Origin of the sequence: Candidatus Dedyshia acidiphila (assembly GCF_051025295.1) — a bacterium.
In the GTDB taxonomy this organism is placed as follows: Bacteria; Acidobacteriota; Terriglobia; order Terriglobales; family Acidobacteriaceae; genus KBS-83.
This window is the reverse complement of sequence record NZ_JBMGJV010000206.1, coordinates 1-247: the sequence shown is the minus strand read 5'-3', so window position 1 is coordinate 247 and position 247 is coordinate 1. Positions and strand designations below refer to the sequence as shown.

The 247-nt window shown below is 53.8% G+C and carries 1 protein-coding gene; it reads right to left on the bottom strand.

All coding sequences use genetic code 11. The features are described from left to right. Positions 1-247: hypothetical protein (locus AC5IJH_RS18610; RefSeq protein WP_491904304.1), on the bottom strand; the 247-nt coding region annotated here is incomplete at both ends.

Genomic DNA, 247 nt, shown 5'->3' with positions numbered 1-247 from the left:
ACGAATCGAGTGTGGGAGGCGGTCACATTCTGATAGTCCGGCAACCGGTCCAGGCCGGAGTAGGCGGACAGGCGCATGATCAGGTCGAGGTTGCGCTCCGAATCGTGAATGAAGGTCTTCTTTTTTTCACCAACTAATCCGAATCCACGCCGGCCCACCTTGGTCGGACCGAATAAGTCATAGAAATCTGCCTTGTTAAAATACGCGGAGACGAGCCACTCCCAGTAGTTCGCTTCAATGCCGAAGT